The 1810-nt window shown below is 30.6% G+C and carries 2 protein-coding genes; both read left to right on the top strand.

Annotated elements, in window-relative coordinates:
- Window positions 1–567, top strand: a 567-nt coding sequence (locus LF845_RS11650; RefSeq protein WP_423220587.1) for a transposase, incomplete at its 5' end; no start/stop codon positions are given.
- Between the two features lie 138 nt (window positions 568–705).
- Window positions 706–1810 (top strand): ATP-binding protein (locus LF845_RS11645; protein WP_242821184.1); only part of this gene is annotated, 1105 nt, incomplete at its 3' end.

The following is a 1810-nucleotide window of genomic DNA, read 5'->3' as shown; positions in this document are numbered from 1 at the left end:
ATTTCCTGGTTTATGAAATCCTTAAACGAATACATTTCCCGCCGTGCCAATAAAGAAGATGGCACAAGAGGTCACTTTTGGGAAAGCAGATTTAAATGTCAGGCCTTGCTTGATGAAAAAGCAATATTGTCTGCTCTTGCCTATGTTGATTTAAATCCTATTCGTGCAGGAATCTCAGATTTACCCGAATCATCAGATTTCACTTCCATAAAAGAACGTATAGAATGTGAAAAAGAATCAAAAGTTCCTGATAAATTAATGAAATTTGATACAGAAGAAAAAGAAAAAAACGCTATTCCTTTTGGATTTAAAGAATATTTAGAACTTGTTGATTGGCTTGGCAGAATCATTAGAGAAGATAAAAAAGGTAGCATAGACAAAAGTAAACCTAAAATCTTAGAAAGGCTTGGTATATCTGTCGACGGATTTGCCGAATATTCAGATAAGCTGCTGAAAGAATTTGGAAATGCTGTTGGGTCTCCGGAACTTATTCTTAATATTTGTACTTCGAGAAATCTTAAAGGTATTAAGGGAATTAAAGCAGCTAAAAAATTATTTGCGGCATAATACTTAATTGGATTTAAAGAATAAAAGGAAGTCAAAAAAAACATAAATTTTTTCTCCATTTATTTAACTCCCTCAATCCCTGCATAACTCAAAATAAAATCTGTTGACAACAATTACTCAAGCCAATATTATTTTAATATGAAAAAGTTACCTATTGGGATACAGACATTTAGTAAAATTATTGAAGGCGATTATGTCTATGTAGATAAAACGGAAATAGCCTATAATCTTATAAATGAGTTTTCTTATGTCTTCTTATCCCGCCCTAGAAGATTTGGTAAATCGTTGTTTCTTGATACCTTAAAGGAACTATTTGAAGGCAATAAAGAGCTTTTTAAAGGGCTTTACATTTATGATAAATGGAATTGGGAAGAGAAATATCCAGTTATCAAAATAAGCTGGGATGGTAAGAATAGAACCATAAATGACCTGGAGCAAAAATTAAAAGAGATTTTGAAGGATAATCAGGAAAGGTTACAAGTTAAATGTGAAGATGAACTGGATTTGATAATCTGCTTTGAAAGACTTATTAAAGAAGCTTATAAAAAATACAATCAAAAAGTAGTAATCTTAGTAGATGAATATGACAAGCCTATCCTTGATGTTATTGAAGATTTAGAGCAAGCTAAGCTACACAGAGAATTTATCAAAGGTTTATACTCTGTAATCAAAGGCAGTGATGCTTATATAAGGTTTACTTTTTTAACAGGAGTTAGCAAATTTTCTAAGGCCTCAATATTCAGCGGTCTTAATATGCTGACAGACATATCTTTAAATGAGAGATACGGGAATATCTGCGGCTATACTCAAGAAGATTTGGAGACAGTATTTGCTGATTATCTAAAAAATGCAGATATGGAAAAAATCAAAGAATGGTATAACGGCTATAATTTTTTAAAAGATAATGTTTACAATCCTTTTGATATATTACAATTTATTGCAAATGGTTTTAAATTTAAAAATTACTGGTTTTCAACAGGCACACCTACATTCTTGATTAAACTTATCGAAAAAAATAAATATTTTCTGCCAAAGTTGTCTGATTTGATAGTAGATGAAAAGTTGGTTGATAGCTTTGATATAGAAAATATCGACATAGAAGTGATTTTGTATCAGTCAGGATATCTGACGATTAGTGAAGTAAGAGAAACTCCATTTGAAACCATTGAGTATAAACTGTCAATCCCAAACAAGGAAGTTAAAATATCTTTAAATGATTTTATCATAAAATATTTATTGAATA

Origin of the sequence: Deferrivibrio essentukiensis, assembly GCF_020480685.1 — a bacterium.
Taxonomy (GTDB): domain Bacteria; phylum Chrysiogenota; class Deferribacteres; order Deferribacterales; family Deferrivibrionaceae; genus Deferrivibrio; species Deferrivibrio essentukiensis.
The sequence above is the reverse complement of the archived record's forward strand: the minus strand, read 5'-3'. Positions and strand labels throughout refer to the sequence as shown.